Below are 3,641 nucleotides of genomic sequence, written 5' to 3'. Positions count from 1 at the left end.
CGTTGATTTCTCTGCGCGTCCCGTGGTCGCGGCTTACGCCGCTCCTACAGGGGCCAAGGAAAAAGACGCGGCGAGCGGGAGCGCGCGCGGTTGCGGCTTGCGCCGCTCCTACCCCGCGAGGGTTTCGAGCTTCGATTGATGGCGAAGGCGTTGATTTCTCTGCGCGTCCCGCGGTCGCGGCTTGCGCCGCTCCTGCAGGGGCCAGTGCCAAGGCGCGACGCAATCGCAGGGGGCGCGGCTTGCGCCCGCCTCCTGCGGCGAGGACTCAATAGACCAGCGCCGGCGTCACCGTCTTCAACGCGAACACCGCCCAGACCGTCGCCGCGCACGCCAGCGCGATCGCCACCGCGCACGCTCGTCGCAGGCGATGCGGTGGCGAGCGCCACAACCGGTGCGCATACAACACGGCGACCGTCGCCGTCGCGACACTCATCAGCCCCAGCGCCTGCGCCAGACGCAGCCAACCGTCCAGGCCGCCGTCCAGCATCCGCACCGAGGACTCGATGCGGGCCAGGATCCACGCCCACAGCGACACCAGCGCGACGTTGGCGACGACGCCGGCCTGCAGCCAACGGCGCCAGCGCAGCGCCCGCGCGTCCAGGCCCAGCCCACGGCGCAAGTGCCGGCGCACCAGCGCGGCGACCGGCCACAGCACTACAGCCGCCAATTGCAGCGCGAATGCCAGCCCCAGCACCGGCAGCACCCACGCCGGCGAGCGCCAGGCCGGCACCGGCTGCAGCCACATCGCCGCCGGCACGTCGTCGCTGCTCACCGCGATCACTTGCTGACCGCGCAGCTTGGCCGCCAGCAGGCTGTCGCCGCCCACCTCCTGCCACAGATAGGGGCCGACCTCGCGCCAGCGCTTGGGCCGGCCGTCCGTCGTGCGCAGGGTCGACACGCTGACCGTGGCGTCGTCGTGGACACGGATGCTCGCGCCTCCGAGCAAGCGCGCGATGGCGAGGAAGTTGCTCGCCGAGCTGCGGCTGTTCTCGTAATGCCCGGCGATCTGTTCGCCGTGCAGGCGCGCGGTGGCCAGGGTCGGCCGCGCCGGCGCCGGCGAGGGGAAGTAGCGCCGGATCACGCCGTCCACCAAGTCGCGGTGCAGCGCACGTCCGGCGCGGCCCGGGCCGCTGGCGGAGACGAACAGGCCGACGCCGTGCTCCGGCAGCAGCACCAGCATGCTCTGGAAGGCCTCGGTCGCACCGCCATGGCCGATCGCCAACGGGCCGCGCCCGTCGCGACGGAAGAAGCCCAACCCGATCGCGTCCAGGCCGGCGATCGGCCGCCAGTTCGCCGCGTGCAGTCGCTGCACGCTGTGCGGCTGCAACAGCACGGCATCGCCGTAACGGCCCGCACCGAGCTGGGCGTTCATGAACGCCGCCATGTCCTGCGCGGTCGCCGACAGGCTGCCGGCGGGCGCGGGATTGACGTACTCGAAGCCGATCGGCGGTCCGCCGGCCGTCGCATACCCCTGGGCCAGGTCCGCCGCCAGCCCCTTCGGCAGCGGCTGGCGGAAACTGGAATGGCGCATGCCCAGCGGCGCCAGGATGCGGCGCTCGACGTAGTCGTCGAACGGCAGTCCGGACACACGCTGGACGATGTAACCGGCCAACGCCGCGCCGTAATTGGAATAGGCCGGCACCCGGCCGGGCGGATAGATCCGCTGCGGCTGCACTTCGCGCAGATAGCGCCCGAGCGGCTGCAAGTGCGCCGCATCGCGCGCGAACAGATGCTTGGTCGATTCCTCGAAACCGGCGCTGTGGGTCATCAACTGGCGCAACGTCGCCGGCTGGCCGGCGTAGTCGCGGATACGGAAGTCCAGGTATCGGTTGACGTCGGCATCGAGGTCGAGCCGGCCCTGTTCGACCAATTGCATCACCGCGGTCCAGACGAACAACTTGGACACCGAGCCCGGCCGCACCAGGGTGCGCGCCGGGTCCATCGGCCGGCGCCGGGCGAGGTCCGCATAGCCGTAGCCCTTGGACAGCAGAGTCCGGCCGTCGCGCACCACCACGACCACCGCACCGGCCAGGCCGCCGCGCGCCAGCGCGGACGGCACCAGGCCGTCGACGTAGGCCTCCAGGTCGGCCGCGCTCACCGCCGGCGCCGGCAGGCGCGTACCGGGCTCGAGCAGGATTGCCCCGTCGGCCGCCGCAGGCTCGGCCAACGCCGCCGGCAGCTCGATCGGCGGCGGCAGCTCGATCAGGACCGGCGCTCGCGCCGCGCCGGCTTTCGGCGCCGGGATCACGTCCAGCGCCAGCGCCTGCGGATCGATCGCCTCGGCCGGGGCGGCAGGTGCGATGCGCGCCTCGACCGGCGATGTGCGCAACGGCACCGGCATGGTCGCGGCAGGGAAGGCACCGGGCGCGGCCGGCGCCGGCGCGTCGGCGGACATCGGCGGCGGGTCGGGCCGCACTTCGGCCGGGTCCACCGGCCGCGGCGCGGGCTGCGCCCAGACCCCGGCCCCGCACAACCCGGCCGCCAGCAGCGCCGCCAGCCAACCGCTCTTGTTCGCTCTCGCCTTCATTCGTCCCCCGCAAGCCCTCGGCGCCAAGATCCGTGCGGAGCCCTCCGGCCCGCGACGCGATGTGATGGCGATCAGAAACCGTTCGCAACGCCGCGCGCAGTGTACGCGCTCGGCGCGCGCGGCCCTCGCCTGCGTTCGCGCTGCGCGCGCATTTCGCCTTTCGCAAAATCGCTTTTGCCTGCATGCGACGGGGCCGTCCCCCGCTTGGCAAGGCCCCCGCGGCGCGCCTAGAGTCGTTGCAGGCAACCTTTACGGCCGCTCCCATGCCCGCCATGCGCAGCAAGCACGTAACCGCCGTCGCTCCCAGCGCCCACAATCCCGGCGTCGCGCTGCGCGCGCTGCGGCGGCAGCGCGGCTGGACGCTGGCCGAGATCGGCGCGCGCACCGGCCTGCCGATCTCCACTTTGTCGAAGATCGAAAACGGCAAGATGTCGCTGAGTTTCGACAAGCTCACCCGCATCGCGCAGGGCTTGGAAGTCGACATCGGCGAACTGTTCGCGGCGCCGGCGGCGAGCGGCAGCGACCAGTTCGCCGGCCGCCGCAGCATCACCCGCGCCGGCGAGGGCTATGCGATCCGCAGCGAGCATTACGATCATCGATATCCGGCTTCGGAACTGCTCAACAAACGGCTGGTGCCGATCATCGTCGACGTGCATGCGCGCAGCCTGGACGAGTTCGGCGAACTGATCCGCCACGCCGGCGAAGAGTTCGCGCTGGTACTGGAAGGCTGCGTCGAGATGCACAGCGAGCTGTATGCGCCGATGCGCCTGGAGGTCGGCGATTCGATCTACTTCGACAGCTCCATGGGCCACGCCTACATCGCCGCCGCGCCCGGCCCCTGCCGTCTGCTCGCAGTGTGTTCGGGCAACGAAAACCATCTGCGCGCAGCGCTGTCGAACCGTTACGCGATCGAAGCCCCGCGCGAGGCGCAGCCGCACCGGCTGTCCGGCTGAACGGCCGCGCGGGGTCCGACCGCGCGCACGGCGGCGCACGAATACCCGTCACAGCGGCCGCAAACGGCGGTCACGACGCCGGATTTTCCCGATCGGAAAATTATTCGCGGCCGCGCCGCACTTGCAGCGCGCCGGTCGCCAGCAGCCAGCGCAGCACGCTC

General features: G+C 71.8%; 2 protein-coding genes. One reads left to right on the top strand and one right to left on the bottom strand.

Features of this window, described 5'->3' with window-relative positions; translation table 11 throughout:
• Positions 1-265: 265 nt before the first annotated feature.
• Positions 266-2,527: a serine hydrolase domain-containing protein gene (locus TX83_RS16980; protein ID WP_064749163.1), complete on the bottom strand. Its 2,262-nt coding sequence runs from the start codon at positions 2,525-2,527 to the stop codon at positions 266-268.
• A 263-nt stretch (positions 2,528-2,790) separates the two neighbouring features.
• Here TX83_RS16980 and TX83_RS16975 point away from each other — a divergent pair, with 263 nt between their 5' ends.
• Entirely contained in the window at positions 2,791-3,480 is a 690-nt protein-coding gene (locus TX83_RS16975) for a helix-turn-helix domain-containing protein (protein WP_186442626.1), read from the top strand.
• Positions 3,481-3,641 lie beyond the last annotated feature (161 nt).

The sequence above is a fragment of the Lysobacter antibioticus HS124 genome, assembly GCF_000336385.2.
Taxonomy (GTDB): Bacteria; Pseudomonadota; Gammaproteobacteria; order Xanthomonadales; family Xanthomonadaceae; genus Lysobacter; species Lysobacter firmicutimachus.
This window is presented reverse-complemented; position numbering and strand designations above follow the sequence as displayed.

What these genes read in the sequence shown, in the direction of transcription:
- TX83_RS16980 (WP_064749163.1), bottom strand. Translation starts at nt 2,527, where the DNA reads ATGAAGGCGAGAGCGAACAAGAGCGGTTGGCTGGCGGCGCTGCTGGCG.
- TX83_RS16975 (WP_186442626.1), top strand. Translation starts at nt 2,791, where the DNA reads ATGCCCGCCATGCGCAGCAAGCACGTAACCGCCGTCGCTCCCAGCGCC.